Origin of the sequence: Pseudomonas sp. SJZ079, assembly GCF_007993865.1 — a bacterium.
Classification (GTDB): Bacteria; Pseudomonadota; Gammaproteobacteria; order Pseudomonadales; family Pseudomonadaceae; genus Aquipseudomonas.
Genome location: NZ_VIUH01000011.1, coordinates 20,954 through 40,492, shown reverse-complemented (window position 1 = coordinate 40,492; position 19,539 = coordinate 20,954). Strand labels below are relative to the sequence as shown.

12 protein-coding genes and 1 pseudogene are annotated in these 19,539 nt (G+C 47.4%); 3 read left to right on the top strand and 10 right to left on the bottom strand.

Features of this window, described 5'->3' with window-relative positions; all coding sequences use genetic code 11:
* Positions 1–13: 13 nt before the first annotated feature.
* From FBY03_RS11820 to FBY03_RS11790, 7 genes and pseudogenes are all read right to left on the bottom strand, one after another.
* On the bottom strand, positions 14–1,150 hold the full coding sequence (locus FBY03_RS11820) for a glycosyltransferase (protein ID WP_147172534.1): 1,137 nt from the start codon (positions 1,148–1,150) through the stop codon (positions 14–16).
* Positions 1,150–2,088: an NAD(P)-dependent oxidoreductase gene (locus tag FBY03_RS11815; RefSeq protein WP_178090651.1), complete on the bottom strand. Its 939-nt coding sequence runs from the start codon at positions 2,086–2,088 to the stop codon at positions 1,150–1,152. Before FBY03_RS11815 ends, FBY03_RS11820 begins: the two co-directional genes overlap by 1 nt.
* Positions 2,089–2,095: 7 nt before the next feature.
* Positions 2,096–3,613: a hypothetical protein gene (locus tag FBY03_RS11810; RefSeq protein WP_147172532.1), complete on the bottom strand. Its 1,518-nt coding sequence runs from the start codon at positions 3,611–3,613 to the stop codon at positions 2,096–2,098.
* Entirely contained in the window at positions 3,604–4,533 is a 930-nt protein-coding gene (locus FBY03_RS11805; RefSeq protein WP_147172531.1) for a glycosyltransferase, read from the bottom strand. Before FBY03_RS11805 ends, FBY03_RS11810 begins: the two co-directional genes overlap by 10 nt.
* A gap of 16 nt (positions 4,534–4,549) precedes the next feature.
* A complete protein-coding gene (locus FBY03_RS11800) occupies positions 4,550–5,926 on the bottom strand; it encodes an oligosaccharide flippase family protein (protein WP_147172530.1) in 1,377 nt (458 codons plus the stop codon).
* 449 nt (positions 5,927–6,375) lie between these two features.
* Entirely contained in the window at positions 6,376–7,086 is a 711-nt protein-coding gene (locus tag FBY03_RS11795) for a bifunctional 2-polyprenyl-6-hydroxyphenol methylase/3-demethylubiquinol 3-O-methyltransferase UbiG (protein WP_178090649.1), read from the bottom strand.
* A 281-nt stretch (positions 7,087–7,367) separates the two neighbouring features.
* A pseudogene (locus FBY03_RS11790) lies at positions 7,368–8,472 on the bottom strand (IS3 family transposase).
* Between the two features lie 226 nt (positions 8,473–8,698).
* Here FBY03_RS11790 and FBY03_RS11785 point away from each other — a divergent pair.
* From FBY03_RS11785 to FBY03_RS11775, 3 genes are all read left to right on the top strand, one after another.
* Positions 8,699–10,111 (top strand): mannose-1-phosphate guanylyltransferase/mannose-6-phosphate isomerase, encoded by a 1,413-nt coding sequence (locus tag FBY03_RS11785; RefSeq protein ID WP_147172528.1) that lies wholly within the window; start codon positions 8,699–8,701, stop codon positions 10,109–10,111.
* A 284-nt stretch (positions 10,112–10,395) separates the two neighbouring features.
* Positions 10,396–11,436 (top strand): GDP-mannose 4,6-dehydratase, encoded by a 1,041-nt coding sequence (gmd, locus tag FBY03_RS11780; protein ID WP_147172527.1) that lies wholly within the window; start codon positions 10,396–10,398, stop codon positions 11,434–11,436.
* Entirely contained in the window at positions 11,436–12,329 is an 894-nt protein-coding gene (locus FBY03_RS11775) for a GDP-mannose 4,6-dehydratase (protein ID WP_147172526.1), read from the top strand. The genes gmd and FBY03_RS11775 overlap by 1 nt, the downstream gene beginning before the upstream one ends.
* Positions 12,330–12,492: 163 nt before the next feature.
* Here the strand turns inward: FBY03_RS11775 and FBY03_RS11770 are convergent, their stop codons facing one another.
* The 3 genes from FBY03_RS11770 to FBY03_RS11760 form a co-directional block, all read right to left on the bottom strand.
* Entirely contained in the window at positions 12,493–13,320 is an 828-nt protein-coding gene (locus FBY03_RS11770; protein ID WP_147172525.1) for a sulfotransferase domain-containing protein, read from the bottom strand.
* Positions 13,321–13,444: 124 nt separating this feature from the next.
* Positions 13,445–14,488, bottom strand: a complete 1,044-nt coding sequence (locus FBY03_RS11765; RefSeq protein ID WP_147172524.1) for a hypothetical protein — start codon at positions 14,486–14,488, stop codon at positions 13,445–13,447.
* 286 nt (positions 14,489–14,774) lie between these two features.
* Complete coding sequence (locus FBY03_RS11760) at positions 14,775–19,538, bottom strand: methyltransferase domain-containing protein (protein ID WP_147172523.1); 4,764 nt, start codon at positions 19,536–19,538, stop codon at positions 14,775–14,777.
* Position 19,539 lies beyond the last annotated feature (1 nt).

The window sequence follows — 19,539 nt, the reverse complement described above, 5'->3', positions numbered from 1 at the left end:
GGACGTTACGCCTCTACCGCTCGGATTTGAGATCGCAGTAAAGAGCCAGCGCACGCTGTGTCAGACCATCCCAAGTGTAACGAGACAGCACCAGTTCGCGTAACCGCTCACCCTTGGCACGCAGGCCCTGTGGATCTTGCAGCATGGCGTGCATGGCCTTGGCCAACTCATCAGCATCCACGCTGACTACGCCTCCCCCCCCCATGTTCTGCACCTCATCGAAACCACACTGGTCAGTCAACAATACAGGGGTTCCACACAGACCTGCCTCCAAGGCAACCAACGACATGGCCTCCTGACGGGACGGTACGACCAAAAGATCGGCGGCAACCAAAGCACACTGCTTGTCCTGTCCGGCCAGGAACCCAGTGAACAGCACACGATCGGACAATCCTGCAGCGACAACCCTAGCACGCAATTGCTCACCCAGTTCCGCGTCGGGCCCGGCGAATACAAGGTGAGCCGAACCCAGTTGCGAAGCAATTTTTTCGAAGGCCGTCAAAAGCAGATCGGGCCCCTTGATAGGGCTTAGGCGGCCAAGAAAAAGAATGAGCGGTCCGTCCGCCAAGCCATAACGATCCCTGAAGGTCTGAGGATCGGCCACCATATCGGGATCGGGGTGCACGCCATTTGCCAACAGGACGATGTCGGAATCCGCCACCCCGTACTCATGGAACTGCTCCCGTTCAAGTGCGGTCACAGCCAGACAACGAGATGCACTCAGGACAATCCGCTTGCCAACCAACCAGTTATAGAGGCGCTTCAACGGAGCGGATCGCCCAAAAACTCGCAACGACCCAGCAGGGCAATAAACATAGGGGCGCCCCAGTCGGAGGGCGGCCAAACAAACCAGCGCCCCCAGAACGCTCCAGTGCCCAGTGACATGCACGACATCCGCATCCGCCACCAACGTATTGATACGTTTCCATGAAATTCGCGGAACCAGAAACCTACGCATCAAAGTCGACACGGCTATCAGTTCAATAGACTGGAGTTCGGCCCTGCGTTTCTCGCCCAGCCCAAGATTCGTACAAAGAACCGTACAATCGGCACCGGCTCGATGCAGCGCTAGAGCCAGTTGAAAAGTACGCTCCGCCGTTCCTCCCCCCAAGGAGGGATCGATCGCGTCCGAAACGTGCAGGACTTTCATCAGGAACGACTCTCCGCCTGATAGTTATGCGCAAACCTTTCCAGATCACCTTCGAAGTCAGTTTTACGCTGGAAGCCCCACGACTGCAGCTTACTGCTGTCATAAATCAGCTGTGGATTGGATTGAGACCGCCCTGCCAGCGCCAGCAACGACCGCAACACCCAATGTGGTAGGCACATCGAACGCCTTGGCATGGGCTTGCCCATCGCACGCCCCAGAATGGCATCTATAGCCTGATAGTTATTACATGGTTCATCGTCCGCAGAGATAAGGAAAATGTTGCCTTCAAGTGAACGTGCATCCATAGCGAGAAAAACTATAGCGGCGACAACATCATCGACACTGACGAGGTGCATCCGCCTATCCCCATGAATGAATCGAAGCAAGAGCCTGTACCACGGAGCGCCTTGGGCTATGACACCCGCCAGCTTGAGCAAATTTTTTCCTCCCGCGCCGAAAACAGCAGTAGGACGCAGGATCCCTAGATCAACACTACCGACCAATTCTTGCTGAATGACTTGCTCAGCAACAAACTTGTGACGCTCATAGGCATTAATCGGGTTACACAACGTGTCTTCATTTACACAGGTGTTTGCAGCGGAACCGACAACCATAGCAGTACTGATATGAATCACTCGTCTAACACCAGCATCACGACTCATCTGCGCCAGATTTTGGACGGCCACTATACTTTTTTCGCCTTGCTCAACCGATGGCAGCGCAAGATTAATAACGCTATCAGCCCCGAGCAGGAATGGGGCCAAACTGTCTTTATCATGAAGATCGCCTGCAAAGGCACTTACTTGATCGAGTACTCTTGTACCAGCCGTTCTCTGTAAGACCCGCACACACACATTTTTATGACTTAACAGAACAGGCAATAGATAAGACCCGATAAAGCCTGCCCCCCCAGTCACACAGATGATCTTTTTATCCACCGCACACTCAATGCTCACCCTGCGGCCTCCTAATAATAAAAGCGAGAGTGCACAGAGCCAAAAATGACTCAACGACAAATACGCCCCATAAGTAAGGAAAACTCATCTGACACACAGCATTGGCCATTAGAACCCCCATCCAAGAAGTCACAAACCGACTCTGCGACGCCCAAAAAGTGAAGCATTCAAACAGGCTCAAAAACATTGCGAGCAAAAGCATTCCACCAAAGGTAATCATCAGCGAGCCACTTGAAAACAACAACGCCGACGCCCCTGGCAAAGTCAGATAAGTAAAATCCTTCATAAGCTTATAAGGCGAGTTTGAGAGCTGTTGAAAGATTGAGTTGATACCTGTACCCGGACTCTCGCTCAATATACTCTTAAATACAGGTAATCCACGTGCATCACTTGCTGCAAATACCAGCATCCCCTCAAGGCCAATCCAGCGATCAACCCCCAGTCGCATCACTTCGACAAACATCAAAGTTGGCGTCATGCCCGTCCCCTCGAGCGGTGATGGCTCTATCTGGCTCGCAGTTGAGCGCTCTGGAACCGGCATAGCGGAAACCGCCGAAGATTCATAGTGATAGGTGTTCATCCTAAACCAAGAAACGAGAACGAGACTAATGAACAAAGAGAGAACAGGTAAAACCAAAATTCTCCACCGCCAAGAGCCCCACAACTGAAGAAGGAGATCTTTTTTATGAAAAATTAAAACCATAGAAAAACTCAAAAACAGTAAAACTACTGTTGCCCTGCTAAGTAACGACACAGACACCAACACACCCAACAAACATAGCGACCAAACAAGAGGCCAAGTACGGTCCTTTCTTCGAAAATACTCCCAATCCAACATAAGATAAAATACGATAATTGAACCGCAATAGCAAAGCCACGCAAACACTGCCCCCAAACCAAAAGGAAGCACGAGACGTGAATTAACCCCAGTCTGATAAAAAGCAAAAAAATAATTCGTCACGTACAAGACGACAGAGAAAAGAATTAGCGAAACCCACATAAAACCAGGAAATCTCAGATACCAATTAGGGACTAACTGGCCTGCAGCCGACCGTACCGATGGATAAAAATAATACCAAATAAGTTGCAAGAACTTGAACACCACAACCCCCAAGGCGGCTGCCGCACCCCCAGCCAAAGCTCTATCCCACTCTTGTGGACTCCCACTAAAGTCGCCAACAGGCTCAACAAATGGATAATCAAAAAAAAGATGAGCATTGAACTTTAAACAAAACCCCAAAAACAAGAATAAAATCAAAAAAAAATGAGAATATACGAATGGGCGCACCCAGGCCAATACAAACATTAAAAGGAAAACCAACTGAAAGCACAGGAGCACAAGAACACTCCCAGGATAATAAAATAGCGAACCAGCACACAACAAGAAAAAAATGACTACAAAAACAGCAAGCCAAAACCCTTTAGAACATACACTCAGAAGCCACCCACCTATTACTACCCCCGACTCGCCTTTGACACCTAAGCACATCGCTTTATTTAAATCCATTTTGAGCACACCACCCGGAACCCATGAAACACTCGACCAAAAATCCCATTAATTAATAAGCGGAAATTTCTATAACTAATAATAGCGCCCCCCACAAGACTATAAGCCTGCCTCAAACAATCGAACGCCTTCAAAAAACGCCCTGCACGAAAATGCAATCGCGCCATCAAGACAAGTGAGTTAGCTTCCGCCGTTGGCCGCGCATCACGAAAAGCAGCAGGTACATCCTCGCGGGAAAAAAATTTATCCAACACATAATGATACTCCCTTGCTTTCGATTCATCCGAGGCGGCAAAGGTTTGAGAAGCACCATGAACACGAAAGCCTGCCAATGCTTTGCGCACATGCAACACATCGCCAAACAGACCAACTCGCAAAAGAAAATCATAATCAGGAATCTGCCTTAGCATGGCGTCCCACCCTCCCGTAAATTCGAGAAGTTCACGCTTGAATAGAGCACCTGGCCCAACAGGGCAGCTTCCTCTAAGCGCTACATCCGCATAGTCGAAGGTAGGCGCCTCAATACGGCGGATAATGCTGGAGGACTCATCAATCAACCAGTAATCCGGATATACCATCACCGCTTCTGGCTGTGTCTCCCACGCTGAAACCAAATACTCAACAGCGCTACTCTCTAGTTTATCATCTGCGCTCAAATAGCCCAGCTTATCTCCTGTACTAATCTCCCACCCTGCATTAAGCGCCGCTGACTGACCACGGTTCTCCTGTGAGATTACGGTGCAGCGATCAGCGTACGCACTTATGATTTCAAGTGACCCATCAGACGAACCATCATCAACAACGATCAATTCAATATCTTTGTAAGTCTGAGCCAATATGCTCTCTATCGCCTCAGCAACGTAGTCTTCCGCATTATAAACAGGAACGACCAAAGAAACTTTTGGGTACTCTTTCGACATAACCTACACCTTTAAATCAATCAAAATAACTTAAAATTCTCCGCGGCCGAAACAACAAGCCCACAACCGGAAAAGTCCAGATACCAATTCCACTCTTGACCCAAAAGAGCATAAGAACACCTTGGAGAGACAGACCGAATGCAGATGCTATTGCAACCCCAAGCGCACTGTAATTTGAAACTAACAGAAGGCTTAGTGTTACAGAGAGCGCCCCACAGGAAATGGTGATCCACATCATCGCTCGTTGTTTACTTGTCATCATTAACGCATAACCTGCAGACCCGCATGCGACACTCACCAACTGCCCCGCACTCAAAATCAATAATACATAGTAGGCATCCACGTACCCAGGACCATAAACAAAATCCAACACATCACGACCAACGAACAAAAATGCCACTATGACAAATAGCGCTGGCAAAAAAGCAACAGAGGCAGTTGCGCGCAAGATATTCTCCAACCGGGAAACATCTCCCCGCACATACAGCTCACTTATTATTGGCATTAACGCCATATTCACAACCATCAGAGGCAGCGTTAAGAATTGTGTAAACCTAGAAGCAGCTCCATACAAAGCCACCGCAGCGCCATCCGCATAAAAACTCAATATCCAAATATCCGCCTGAAGCAATACAACCAGCATTAAATTCGTAATCCAAAGCGGCATTGATACAATCACTATTTTCCTCCAAGGGATACAAAAGCTAGCCGACCAGAACCTACTGAGCAACTCATATCCTGGAATAATACACGCCACGAAATTAGAAATAATTATTATCAAAACAACCGACTCTAACGAACATGAAAAACCTGTGAGCCAGCAAAAAAACAATATCAAAAGCGATAACATTCCAGACAAAAACCCACTAAAAATTGACGCCCTAAAAACATCCTGCAATCCACGGAAAAATTCAGCAAAAAACAGCTGGATAGAAAACAAGCACATCCAAATAGCTATCAGCGTAGCCTTCTCCCCCCTTAAGTAGTTCAACCCCCCAAGATCAAGCGGCAGTGTATTCAAAACGACATAAAACAGCAGAGCAACCAATCCAGCGGCGAAAAAAACTATAGCGGCACATCCCAAAAATATGCCCTTAAGCTGTTCCTGCGCTCCTAACTCAACAGACTCCGCCACTAGCTTGACAGCGGAGAAATTAACACCAAACAAGGCCACAACAGATAGTATAGACACGGCACTAAGCGCCAAGAAATACTGTCCAACATCAGAAATCGGTAAGACTCTCGTCAACAGCACACTAATTAAGAAACCGATGATCGATGTCATAAAACGAAAGATGAATGCCCACTTCCCGCCGCGGAGCAAGCGAACAATAATGCTACTCTTCACAGCCCCAGAGGTGTCACAGCTACCTACACTTATATTATCTTTCAAAATATTCGACTTCCTGCAAAGTCAAGCAACATCAATTAAATAAGCAACTTTAAACTAGTCTACTGCTTCAGAATTATTGATGCTAGCGAGATAAATCGGATAATACCCTGTCAGAATCAAGCATCCATTTGGGGTGACCTGAAGTAATTCGATGCTTTCAGGCTGCTTCGCTATCCAGGACTCAAAAAGCCTCGTGCCGATAAAAAAACGATCAATCCAGCCACTCATATCAACCAAATAGTTGAAGACAAGTAGCGGCCAGCAGACGAATTTTACACGCAGAAGGGATTAATTCCCCAAATAAAGTCACTGATGTCAACAAACCTGAATGAGCCGGTTAGCCAGCCTCAGCTAAGATCCAACATCAACCCTCCATCCATCGCAACCTTGGCCTTAGACCGCAGCCTGGAGGTTAGCATGAGCCGCGGGCAATCTTATCATCGCAAACTTCAAGAAATATTTTTTGCAGCAACCAAATGATAAGAGGCTCTCGGGAAATATCGCAAAAGTCTACTCACAAAATACAAAATAACATTCATAATTTTTTTATTCCCCCAAGGCAATGAATACATTCCTCTCATAAATCTGAATCCACCAGCTCCGTAGACAGCATAGTTCAAAGACCTCAACTCACCGGCATTGAATCCACACTTATGCTCCATATAAAAATTACCATCCTGCGGGGTATTCTCTCTATACCCATTAGGCGTAATCAGAATAATCGAGCGCCCAGCCATTGACTCTAGTTTTTTCAATAGAGCATAAGCCTCATCTTTACCAAAATGCTCAATCAGGTCTGTAGCTACTACAACATCATACTTATGAACTGGATCATGTTCTCGAATATCACTTAAAACATATTCGTCATGGAATCCGTTTACCCTATTCCACTCAATCGTCGGCCCATATACATCCAAACCCACCAAATGGCATTTTCCTCTCAAGCTCACTTCACCAGCTAACTCACTAAGCATTGATGTGGTCCCACAACCAACATCTAAAACCCTTAGCTTCCGATTCTCTTTATCACAGGCCACTGCAACCATTTTCTTAACGATAAGACGCAACTCTCTATCATATGAAAAAAAATATTTAATAATCTGAATTGTTTTTCTTAACATAACCCATCCAACATAATTACTCTTTCTGAACGTATACATCAGCAGTCCCAACGTTCTCGCCAGCATAGTTTTACTTCAGAACATATTCGGCTGACTGGCCCGCAGAAACGACCAATATGGATTTCGCTCCTGTGCCCAGGCTCTGCCTGCTTCCAATAGAGGCATCAATCGTGATGTCCTCTCCCATTACGCAGCGTACCTCACCTGAATGCGTCAGTATATGTCGTAGCGCACTGGGTGAAGTGCTCGAGTGGCGCGACAAACCGCAAACTGTACGCAGCGGTAGCCTTCTCATTATTAGTGCTTGTCAAAAGTAGAGGTCAGGCCACTAGGGCCAGCTTCTGTTTTGGGGTGATGCCTCCCGGCACCCTATTTGACTGTTCATGATTGTATGACCGGAGTCACCGAGTGGCGTCATCCTGCACCTTGACGATCCACCCGAACAGGAAGCGCCCCAGCCAGTCGTAACGCGCCGTGCAATTGTAGCGCTCAACGTAGGCATTCTGTTGCGGATTTCCTGACTGGATATATTTCAGACAGCTACCGCGCTTTTCTGCCCAGAGAACAAGTGTGCTGCTGATGTACCCCGACCTGCTGGCGCTGCGTATGGTTTGCGGCTTGCCGCGCCAACCGATGACACTGATCCAGTGCGCGCACGACGCGCTCCGCCGGTAGCGACAGGTCGATATCCATGGCCAGGCTTCACGGCTAAATCGTCGATCAGGTCGATCAGGTCGATCAGGTTGAACAGGTGCAAGCTGCGGCCATCGACCAACTGATCGGGCATGAAGTCCATCGACCAGCAGTGGTTAATTACCTCCGGCACCACCAAAGGCTCGGATTTATCCCTCACGATGCGCTTGCGCGGCTTGATCCGCAGGTTCAGCTCCAACTCCCGATAGATCCGGTACACCCGCTTGTGATTCCAGCGGTAGCCTTTCACGTTACCCAGGTACAGGAAGCACGGGCCGAAACCCCAGTTGCGCTGGCTGTGCGTAAGCCGGATCAGGTGATCGGCGATCTCGGCATTTTCCGATGATAATCGTGGCTGGTAGCGATAGCAGGCTACGCTGACACCGAATGCCAGGCACGCCCACTTGATGCTGACCCGGCCGGAGTGAACGGCCTGTTGCGCCATCTATCGCCGCCGAGATGGCCTCACCATTTTTTTGCCATGGCTTCCTGGATGATCTCGGCCTTCAGGCGCTCCTCGGCGTACATCTTCTTGAGGCGGCGGTTCTCCTCCTCAAGCTCACGCAGTCGGGACATCAACGAGGCGTCCATACCGCCGAACTTGGCGCGCCACTTGTAGAAGGTCGCCGAACTGATGCCATGCTCGCGGCACAGCTCCGGGACCGGGCTGCCGGCTTCGGCCTGCTTGAGGATGGCGATGATCTGGCTGCCCGAAAAACGCGATGTCTTCAGGCAAAATTTCCTTGATCCGACTAGGAGAAAGCGCTATTTCTGAGGAGCACTGATTTCAGCGCGCCCCTCCACCCGGTCAGATGAGTCTTTTCTAGCCAAGGAATATGCCTTACGATCCAACCTTCCTCGAATTCCTTACTTCATAACGTTCAGATTAAGAAGACGCCATGATCAATTTTCGATTATGGATCCCAGCCCCATATCTCTCCGGAGCGTAGCAGGACGAATGCAACTAATCCCTGTAATCCTCTCGGGTGGCGCCGGAACTCGGCTCTGGCCGATCTCACGCGAAGCACATCCCAAGCCTTTCATGCGTCTTCAGAATGGAAAAAGCCTACTCCAAAATACATTTAACCGAGCTGCCCAGCTGCCGGGTGTTCTGGAGATAGTCACTGTCACGAACCGTGAGTTGCTTTTCAAAACAGAAGATGAATACGCATCAATCAGTGCCAACATCCATCTTTCATTTATTTTAGAGCCCTTCGGTCGCAATACAGCTGCCGCCATTGCCGCCGCAAGTTTGGACATAGCAAAACGTCACGGTCAGGACACTTTGATTTTAGTGCTTACCGCAGATCATATAATCAATGATATTGAGGCTTTCAAGGGCGCCGTTAGCGATGCTTGCGCGCTAGCCCATGACGGCCGCATTGCCACATTCGGCATCCAGCCAGACTCTCCAGAAACAGGTTATGGATACATAGAGAGTGAAGGTTCAAATGTTCTTCGCTTTATTGAAAAGCCAACATTAGAAAAAGCCCAGGAATATCTTGATAGCAAGAGATACTTATGGAATTCAGGAATGTTTTGCTTCCGGGCTGGCAGCCTACTAGAAGAGCTTGAGAAACATGCCCCAACGACCCTAGCAGGCACACTGAAGTCTCTAGCAACGGCACGCATTGCTACTGGCGATAAATTTTATCAACTCGAACTTGATAGCGATCACTTTGTAAACGTACCGGACATTTCTATTGACTATGCGGTTATGGAGAAAACCGATCGCATTTCAGTAGTACCCTGCTCAATTGGTTGGAGTGATGTAGGCTCTTGGAACGCAGTGAGCGAACTGACTCAAGTTGATAGTGCCGGTAATCGTTGCCAAGGAAAATTCTACTCTCATGAGTCCACAAATTGCTTTGTTCATAGCCCAGACAGAGTAACGGCTCTAGTTGGAGTGTCCGACTTGGTGGTCGTTGACACGCCAGATGCCCTTCTTATCTCGACACTGGATAATTCCCAAGACGTAAAACATATCGTCAAACAACTTAAAGCCAACGGTCACGAAGCGTACAAAACTCACCGAACTGCACATCGCCCCTGGGGTACTTATACGGTCTTGGAAGAAGGCCATCGCTTCAAAATAAAACGCATTGAAGTCAACCCTGGCGGTAGCCTATCCCTGCAACTTCACTATCACCGTAGCGAACACTGGATAGTAGTCTCTGGTACCGCTAAAATAATTAACGGCGACAGTGAAAAATTCCTTCATATAAATGAGTCTACATACATACCGGCTGGTGAAAAACACCGCCTAAGCAACCCCGGGCGTGTACCACTAATCATGATTGAAGTACAAAGTGGTGAATATCTAGGGGAAGACGACATAGTTAGATTCGATGATAATTACGGACGTCCCTAACCGCCAACAGTGTAAGCCAAGCTAGAGTTACGGCACCCAATCAGCTGGAATATTAATATTCATAACACGACACTGGACAACACTCATATCACAACCATAAATTACGCACTAAAAATTAGCAACCGACTTGACCGATGCGGGAAGTTTGAATTTAGTAACTACTCGTCGCACCTACAAGCCTAATATAACTATTACAATATATTTGCAGCACTCACCAACCACAGAGTCAGTTAAGCTTATCACCTACGCATAGTGAGCTTAATAGCACGATAATAGGATGTTAAATGACTTCTAAATGCGCGATTGTAACTGGGATTACAGGGCAAGATGGAGCCTATCTCTCGCAGCTACTGCTGGAGAAAGGCTACACCGTCTACGGTACCTTTCGGCGCACCAGTTCAGAAAATTTCTGGCGGATCGAAGAACTGGGTATACGTAACCACCCCAATCTGAACTTGGTTGAACATGACCTAACCGACCTCAGCAGCTGCCTCCGTTTACTTGTAAAAGCTCAACCGGTTGAAGTCTACAATCTGGCCGCGCAGAGCTTTGTCGCCGCATCTTTCGACCAACCAATCACCACAGCCGAAATCACCGGCTTAGGCGTAGTGAATCTATTAGAAGCGATTCGTATCGTTAATCCGAAGATTCGATTCTATCAAGCCTCCACCTCAGAAATGTTCGGTAAGGTACAGAGCATTCCTCAGGTTGAAAGCACCCCTTTCTACCCACGCAGCCCCTATGGCGTGGCCAAGCTCTACGCACACTGGATGACCATTAACTACCGCGAGTCCTACAACATCTTCGGCTGCAGTGGCATTCTGTTCAATCATGAATCTCCTCTGCGTGGCAAAGAGTTCGTCACCCGCAAAATTACCGACACAGTGGCCCGTATCAAAATGGGCAAGCAAGGTTGCCTCGAACTTGGCAACTTAGACGCCAAGCGTGACTGGGGTTTTGCCAAGGAATATGTCGAAGGCATGTGGCGCATGCTTCAGGCCGAACAACCAGACACCTATGTACTAGCCACAAACCGTACAGAAACGGTACGTGACTTTGTAAATATGGCCTTCAAGGCAATCGGCACTGAATTGGAATGGCACGGCACAGCCGAAAACGAAAAGGGGCTGGATGTCTCGTCTGGCAAAGTAGTAGTCGCTGTCAATCCGAAATTTTATCGACCGGCCGAAGTCGAACTACTGATTGGCAACCCAGAAAAAGCGGAGCGTGAACTGGGTTGGAAACCCAAAACCACCCTAGAGGAACTATGTCAAATGATGGTGCAAGCAGATATACGTCGCAATGAAAATGGCTCTTCATTCTGATGAGCCATCTAGGCAAGCACGTACTGATCACAGGCATCCTCGGCTTCACAGGCCGTTATATGGCCGAGGAGCTAATCACTCATGGGTATCGAGTATCTGGACTCGGCACACAATCAAGTCAAGAACCCGAATACTACCAAGTAGACCTCACCGACAATGTTGGACTGAAAAACTGCCTGGCCCAATTGCAACCCGATATTGTCATCCATCTGGCTGCATTGGCATTTGTTGGTCACAGTGACCCTAATGCTTTTTATCAAACAAATCTGATGGGTACACGCAATCTACTGGATGCTGTTTCCACTATGGGCAAACAACCAGAGTGCGTACTACTTGCCAGCAGTGCAAATGTCTATGGCAATGCGACCGCAGGCATGATTGACGAACAAGCCAGGATGGCCCCAGTCAATGAATACGCTGTAAGTAAAATGGCTATGGAAGCCATGGCCAACCTGTGGCAGGAACGCCTGCCGCTGGTCATCACGCGGCCCTTCAATTACACCGGGGTCGGTCAAGCCGAACAGTTTCTATTGCCAAAGATAGTTGCACACTTCCGGCGGCGCGCAGCGCGGATCGAACTGGGCAACCTCGATGTCTGGCGCGACTTTACTGATGTACGCGCCTTGATCCAGGCATATCGCCGACTGATCGAGTCTGGCCATACCGGTGAGCCCGTAAATGTCTGCTCCGGCCGCCCTCATTCATTGCGCGAGATAATCGTACTATGTGAGCAGATCACCGGCCACAGCTTGGAAATACACGTCAACCCGACCTTCGTTCGCAGCAATGAGGTTAAAACCCTTTGTGGAGATGCTACACGCCTACGCCAACTGATCGGTGATTGGGATACACCGCCGCTCGAAGAAACTTTACGCTGGATGCTCTGCCACTAATGAGTGTTGACTGATCTTTCGATCAAATTCACGCGTTTTTTACCGAGCCGGCTTAATCCAAGCACAGGATATGAACACCTAGATTGTACCGGTGGCCGGCTCTCTGCCTATCACTTTAAGTGACGCACTTAGTCTATGAGTTCAGGGACCATAAAATCAGTGATCACAAGCCGATTGAGCTGAAATTAATTTTTGGATAGTAACTGGCCAGCTTATGTATACGTTCAACCTGTCTTTCGGACAAGCTACCCCCTCGCCCAGTTACTCCAACATTTTTTAGCGTGGATTTATTTCCTGTATTGGCTTTCGTCAATGAATACTCAAGTCGCTGTTGCTCAACTTCAACCTTGCAATGGTGAAGAATATTTTTCATTTCACATATTGGGTCAGACAAAAGATCTTCGTATGATATTACTTTAACCGCCCCCGCCTTATATTCTGGCGAAGAAAACCAGCCCGCATAAAAATTAAAATACCATGGGATAACTAAGTCAATGATGAAATCTACCTTTTTTTCCTTACTTAAGGCACTCCAATTCGTATCGTCCATATACGCCATCGGTAAATTTTTTTTATGCGTCTCCAAGTGATCCCAAAAACTTAGTACGGTGTCAAAAATATCTCTAATCTGAAGTATTACTGTTACATTTGCGCGAGCAATAAATTCAGAGGTACTTACACTATAACGGCAGTGCTGGTGCGGAGAAAATACATTCCCAGACTCCGCATTTCTTCTTAACAGCTGTAAGGGATCGACCTCCTGTTCGCGCCTATCATATCCAGGAACGAGACTTACTCTGGCCCAACCCAAATAATCTTCCAGTATTACACTAAGCCAAGTCGATCCTGACTTTGGAGCACAGACCAACCACACATGTTTTCGGTCAGGCTGTAGCTTTCTATAGATAGCATCGTGACTATAGATTTTCGCAGGGTTTTCACTTTTTAAGCCACTCTCTGTTTTTTTAATTTGCAAATCAGCGCTGTGCATTTTTATTGATCCGCCGCAGAAAATTACTAGAACGCGTATCGACTTCACGCTTCTTTAATGTTCGCGCCGAGTGCCAGACTAGAGTTTCCCGTACTGTGCATCTCGCTAAGCGAAAAACTGTACTTTACTCATCAATTCGCCATCCCCCTGGATCTTCGCTCCAAATTCTTGAATCATCCTTAAACCCAGAAAATTCAGGCTTATCAAGAAACATTTCAAGATCCTTTTGCCAATTTTCCGCATCAAATAGTGGCGGAGCATGCGAATAGTCCTCCAGGATAAAATCGCCAGAAAGGGAGGTTACGCACTTATTGTATTCCGAATACTTATTCCTCAATTTTTCTGAAACAGTTTTTTCAATACAAAACCCGCCACTGAATCGAGCCTCACTGGTTGCAAGATCAAGAAGGAGGGGTGAGTGAGCCTCATCAAACAAACCAAGCTTATTTATCAACAGCTTAAATATTAGCAAGTTTCCAGAAATCGAAGGATTTCGTGACAAAATATCCGAAGATGATTCAAGCGAAAGACCTATGCGTCGTTCAAAGTCAGATACAACACCCTTCGGCAACTGCTTTGCTGCGCAATAGTTAGCAAATTCAACCGTATCTGAAACACTACGCCAAAATTTGGAAAATACGTGCAAATCTATACTTGCATAATGATGTAAAAATTGACTAAAACTACAGAACATTCCTGTCGTCTGAACCCGCTGGGAAAAGGCGCTCCTCGCACCAGAAAGAACCTCTCGTAAATAACATAACGTCCTTATTTCATAGTACGTTTTAAACAATCCTTCACTATTTGCGAGCTGCCTGGGAAAGAAATACTCGAATAACTTTGGCTCAATTATATTTTGAAACCCTTCAGAACTAACAATAATCTTATTAAACTCAGCAGTTTCTTTCTCGAACTCTGATTTAAGATTATTTATATCGACACCCTGCGTAGCTTGATAGTTTTTATTGCAAGCGCGCGCTATGAGAGGGTGATTTTTATTGCAGGCATGCGCTAAAATCGGGTGATTTTTATCATTTTTCTTCCCGCCAGTCATAGGGTAGCAGAAACCCGCCAAGGCAAGAGACGTTCGACTCGCCTTCAAAGCGCCTTGTATTGCGGAAGAGCCAGTTTTTGCTCGGCCAATATGCAACGTTAATATTTTTTTCATAATCATTCGACGATTACAGGTACTAAGAAAGGCCTGATTTAGCCCCCCGATGTCAGGGAGAATAAAGCATAGGGGGACACGTGTAGCTCTCTACTTTCCTCGACAGATGGAAAATCTGTCCATTAGGTGTTGATCATAAGCAGTAAACGTAAATATTTAGACGTCAATTTCAGCTGCCAGATGTAAAAATCCAGAACCCAGGATCACGTTCCTATCCGTAAATCATGAGTGTTCGAATATTTAAAATCATTCGGGCAGCTGTTTGCACATTATATATTTCGTACTCTCACTTAATCGCTCTAAACACCAACTGCCCACCACCCAAATGTCCGAGTTCCGCAGATGCATATACTTCGACGTATACATCTGAAAAACCCACCGCTTGTATTTCACCAAGTATGTCCCAACCAAAATCGGTGAACACCAGCGAACCATCAGCAGAGACAGGATTTCCATGATATGAAGGAGGTAAAATATGCTCTAATTTTCCATTCTCTAGTTTTGCTCGACAAATCGACAAGTCGTTTTCACAATGGAATGGGAAAGTCGTAAGTAGAACACCACCCTTCTTAAGCACGCGAGCACACTCAGCAAAAGCCACACTAGGGTTCGGAACATGTTCAAACACGTCATTGCTAATGATTAAATCCAATTCACCGGCTGACATACTCAGGTGTTCGACATCCTCATGACGTACCCCTCTGACGATTTCTCCACCTGCATACTCATGACCTAGGTACTCACTGCCAACGAGACTATGTCCTTCAAAAACTTTCAGGGCCCAATTATAAATTGGGGTAACCTGCTCCATGAAATACACACGTTTCTTATCGCCTGCCTCTAACTCCTGCTTAACAAGCGTAGCTATTAAACGCTGGCGATTATTCATTCTACACAGTGGACACTCTAATCTCTCGCGCCAATTTGGTAGCCATCCATTATCTTGACGCTGGCCACCCGAGCTCATATCAACCAGCAAGGAGACCATCTTGTTACACGGCACACAAAACCCATTGACTGCAAAAGCCTCAGTTGGTGAAGAATCAATCAACTCTTTCTCAAGTTGCTTGATTCTCATTAGTTCTTCACCCTTCAACATCGCATTGAACTCTACTCGACTTCTGAGAGCGCAAAGCGGGGCTAGTTGAATACTCCGAGAAACGACCTTCGCATGCCCCATACCTGCATCTGAAAAAACCGAGAGCGCGTATGCTCCTCGAGTCGTATTTATTGATACCCCCGCAAGAATCAAGCTCAGCGTTTTCCAAGCAGACTCCCCTCCCCATGTTTTCTCTGCGAAATCTATTCCACGTTGACTGATTCGATTCCAGAGAGACTCATCTTGGTAAAGCCTTACGACAGCACTGGAAAACTGCTCGGCATCATCAGCGATCAAGATATTTTCATCACCAGAAAGCGACATCCCTTCTGCTGCTAATGAAGTCGCTACTACCGGTAAGCCCACCGCCATCGCCGAACCAATTTTCCCTTTAATTCCCGCCCCAAAGCGCAACGGTGCTACCGAAACTCGCATCTTGTCGAGCAACGGATTTAAATCTTCGACAAAGCCAGTAATGATGACATCTTCTGATGCCAGCCCCTGTATCTCGACTGGAGGTTTGCTGCCAACTACATAGAATCGCACACCGGGTAAACGGCTACGCAGCAAAGGCATGATTTCGGCTACAAAGTACTGAACTGCATCCACATTGGGGGTATGTTGATAGCCTCCAACAAAAACAATATCTCTGCGCTCTGCAAATGTCCTATCAGTTCCCGGAACGTCCATGATCAACGGAAACACATAAAGCTTGGCCTCCGGTACTTCAGGCTGTAGAAGCGCTAACTCTGTAGTACTGTGCACAATTGAAGCGTCGGCCGCACGTATAGCTGCTAGCTCGCGGAACTTCATCTCGTCGGCCTCTCTCTGTTTAGCTTTGTTAGAGAGTAATTCAGCCTCACGCGACATGCGGAGATAGTGCAAATCTACCGTGTGATACAGGATTTTGGCCTTTGGACAGTTCTTACGAACATTTTTTATATGCCGTTCGACCACCCCTGGCCGGTACAAGGAGACAAGATCATAACGATCAGCACACGCCTCGAGGTGCTGTTCGACACTGGTAACATAGGGTGCATACAGCACCTCGATACCGGAGCGCTGGAGCGCAATCGTGTACTCCGGCATGTAGAGGAAATTGTCTTCCGGGATAAAAGTCACCTGAAAATCCATTTCCCTCAATAAAAGCATCAGGTTATAGATTATTACAGAGCCCGCATCCTGATTAGGGGTTGGGGTGCAATGGTCAATCACCAACGCGCGTCTTATCGCACGGCGGTCCTTTGCTATATCGATATTTAGGCCAGGTAGCTGGTGCGCTTGCAGCCGCGCTTGCCAGCGCGCATAAAGCTTCTGGGTATTCTCAACCTGATATGCTTTGACACCTTGTGTGGTGTCGGTGCCCGATGTTATTCCCTCGTAATGAATGACAGTCGACAGCGGCTGATAAATAACTCGTGCACCGCTATCGCGGATCTTAAGTGCAAGATCCGCATCCTCGCAATAAGCCGGTAAATAATGCTCGTCAAAGCCTCCCAGACGAGTGAACAGTTCTTTTGGTAGCATAATGGAGGCGCCAGAACAATAATCGACCTCTCTAGCGTAGTTGTAGACAGGAAGTAGTGGATCTTGAAGCCGGCCAAAATTCCACGCACTACCATCCTGCCAAATTATCCCACCAGCCTCCTGCAGCCTGCCATCAGGATATACCAGTTTTGATCCCACAAAACCGGTACCGGGAAACTCCAGAAAAGTCCGCAGTAACTCATCCATCCATCCCGGGGTGACTTCCGTATCGTTATTCAGAAAATATAGGTACTCACCCTTAGCTGCGATAGCCCCGCGGTTGCAAGAGCGTATAAACCCTTGATTACTTTCATTGACTAACAATTGGACGCCACTGATCTTGCTCAACACCTCTTTCGAACCATCGGGAGAACAATCATCCACAACAATGACTTCGAACGGCGCCTGGGGTGCATATTTTATAATTGAGGCGAGGCAGCCCAGCGTGTAGTCAAGCTGTCCGTACACCGGGATAATTACAGAGACCGAGGGACTATGGGAGGCGGGTACCGTTAATAAGGAGCCTATCCCATCTGCCACCGGTACGCGCTCAGAATTTCTTCGTTCTGATGCAATTGCTGTAAACGTCGAAATAGTCGCGGGATGACTTCCGCTTCCTAACAATAATCTCGGGAAGTTTTTTGCAATGAAACGCCGATGCGCGGCCTTTGTTTGATAACTCAAGGGAAGCGATTGATAGAGGCGCTTGGCCAAGCGCAATGTGCCCACTGTATAACGCTTTGTTTGGCGCAGAGGTGATGAGATCCAGCGCCTGGCCTCACGTAACGGTAAAGTCAGTCGCCAAGAGTTACTTCGTGAAACTTCAAGAAAGCGGTCGCGCTCTTGCTTGAGCGTGGCATCTAGGCGCAACCCCCACTCACCGCGCCGGACGACTTCGTCCGAAAGGCTGGTGCTTAATTTATTCTCCTCTGTAACAGACTGTTTCAGATTAACGATCTGCTCATCAAGGTCAAGCACAGTCTGGTTCAGCTTAGCAGCCTGTTCGTTGCACTCAAGCAATAACTTATTTAGGCTAGTTATTTGCCCGTCTCGTTCGAGTGCAACCTGGTTTTGACTGGTAAGTTGCTCGTCACGATTGAGCACTACTTCATTTAGCCTGGCAATCTGCTCATCACGATTGAGCACCGCTTGATTCAGGCTTGCGATCTGCTCGTCACAACTAAGCACCACCTCATTCAACCTGGCAACCTGCTCATCACGATTGAGCACTACTTGATTCAGGTTGGCAACCTGCTCATCAAAATTGAGCACCACTTGATTCAGGTTGGTAATCCGCTCGTCACGATTGAGCACCACTTGATTAAAGTTGGTAATCTGCTCATCACGATTGAGCACCACTTGATTCAGGCTGGTAATCTGTTCATCACGATTGAGCACCACTTGATTCAAGTTGGTAATCCGCTCATCCCGATTGAGCACCACTTGATTCAGGCTGGTAATCTGCTCATCACGATTGAGCACCACTTGATTCAGGCTGGTAATCTGCTCATCACGATTGAGTACCGCTTGACTTAAACTGGCAACCTGCATATCACGCTCGTGAACGGTATCATTCAGTTTTACAAGTTGCTCGTTACGCTCAAGTACAGAGTGGTTCAGGTTAACAACCTGTTCACTACGCTCGCTCACAATTTTATCCAATGACTGGGCCCACTTAGCAAACCCTACATAATGCTTTACCAAATCCAGATTTTCTGGGTAAAGCGCCGATGTATCAATTACTGGCAAATCAACTCTGTCTTTCCCACACAGAGCTACGAAATAGACCGGATCAACCAAACGCCCAGCAAATCGTTTGAGTTCAACTCCATCATCATGCCATATTTGAAAAGCACTCGACTCTCCTTCAAGCGGTTGAATAATTGACCCCATAAGCATGCGCTGACCGAAATATTGAATGGTCGAAAACTGCGCTCTCAATAGTGTGTCGAATTCTTCAAAGTCTAGCTCTTTAACATGGAATTCGTTATGTTCTCCACTTTCCTCTGAATAGATTGGTCGATTGGGTGAGGAAATTACGAGCACGCCTCCCGGCCGTAATACTCGGTTTATTTCCATCAGCATCTGCGCCTGCTCTGCCAGATGCTCAATGGTTTCGAAGGAAACTACAACATCGAACGACGCATCTGCAAATTGCAATGCAACAGCACTGCCTTGGCAAAAGGTCAAATTACTTTGTTGATATGTGACCGACGCATGTTTAATCGTTTCATCGGAAATATCCACGCCGACGACTGAACGGGCAACACTGGCTATTGAAAAAGAACCATAGCCCTCACCACACGCCACATCGAGAACATCCTTTCCTTCGACAAGATCCAGAGCTATGGCATAACGATGATAATGCTCAAGGCGAATTTTGCCTTGCTCTGTTGGAACAAAACGCTCACCGGTAAATTCCATT

Coding starts and splice junctions, on each gene's coding strand:
- FBY03_RS11820 (WP_147172534.1), bottom strand. CDS start 1,150: ATGAAAGTCCTGCACGTTTCGGACGCGATCGATCCCTCCTTGGGGGGA.
- FBY03_RS11810 (WP_147172532.1), bottom strand. CDS start 3,613: ATGGATTTAAATAAAGCGATGTGCTTAGGTGTCAAAGGCGAGTCGGGG.
- FBY03_RS11805 (WP_147172531.1), bottom strand. CDS start 4,533: ATGTCGAAAGAGTACCCAAAAGTTTCTTTGGTCGTTCCTGTTTATAAT.
- FBY03_RS11795 (WP_178090649.1), bottom strand. CDS start 7,086: ATGTATACGTTCAGAAAGAGTAATTATGTTGGATGGGTTATGTTAAGA.
- FBY03_RS11785 (WP_147172528.1), top strand. CDS start 8,699: ATGCAACTAATCCCTGTAATCCTCTCGGGTGGCGCCGGAACTCGGCTC.
- gmd (WP_147172527.1), top strand. CDS start 10,396: ATGACTTCTAAATGCGCGATTGTAACTGGGATTACAGGGCAAGATGGA.
- FBY03_RS11775 (WP_147172526.1), top strand. CDS start 11,436: ATGAGCCATCTAGGCAAGCACGTACTGATCACAGGCATCCTCGGCTTC.
- FBY03_RS11770 (WP_147172525.1), bottom strand. CDS start 13,320: ATGCACAGCGCTGATTTGCAAATTAAAAAAACAGAGAGTGGCTTAAAA.
- FBY03_RS11765 (WP_147172524.1), bottom strand. CDS start 14,488: ATGAAAAAAATATTAACGTTGCATATTGGCCGAGCAAAAACTGGCTCT.
- FBY03_RS11760 (WP_147172523.1), bottom strand. CDS start 19,538: ATGGAATTTACCGGTGAGCGTTTTGTTCCAACAGAGCAAGGCAAAATT.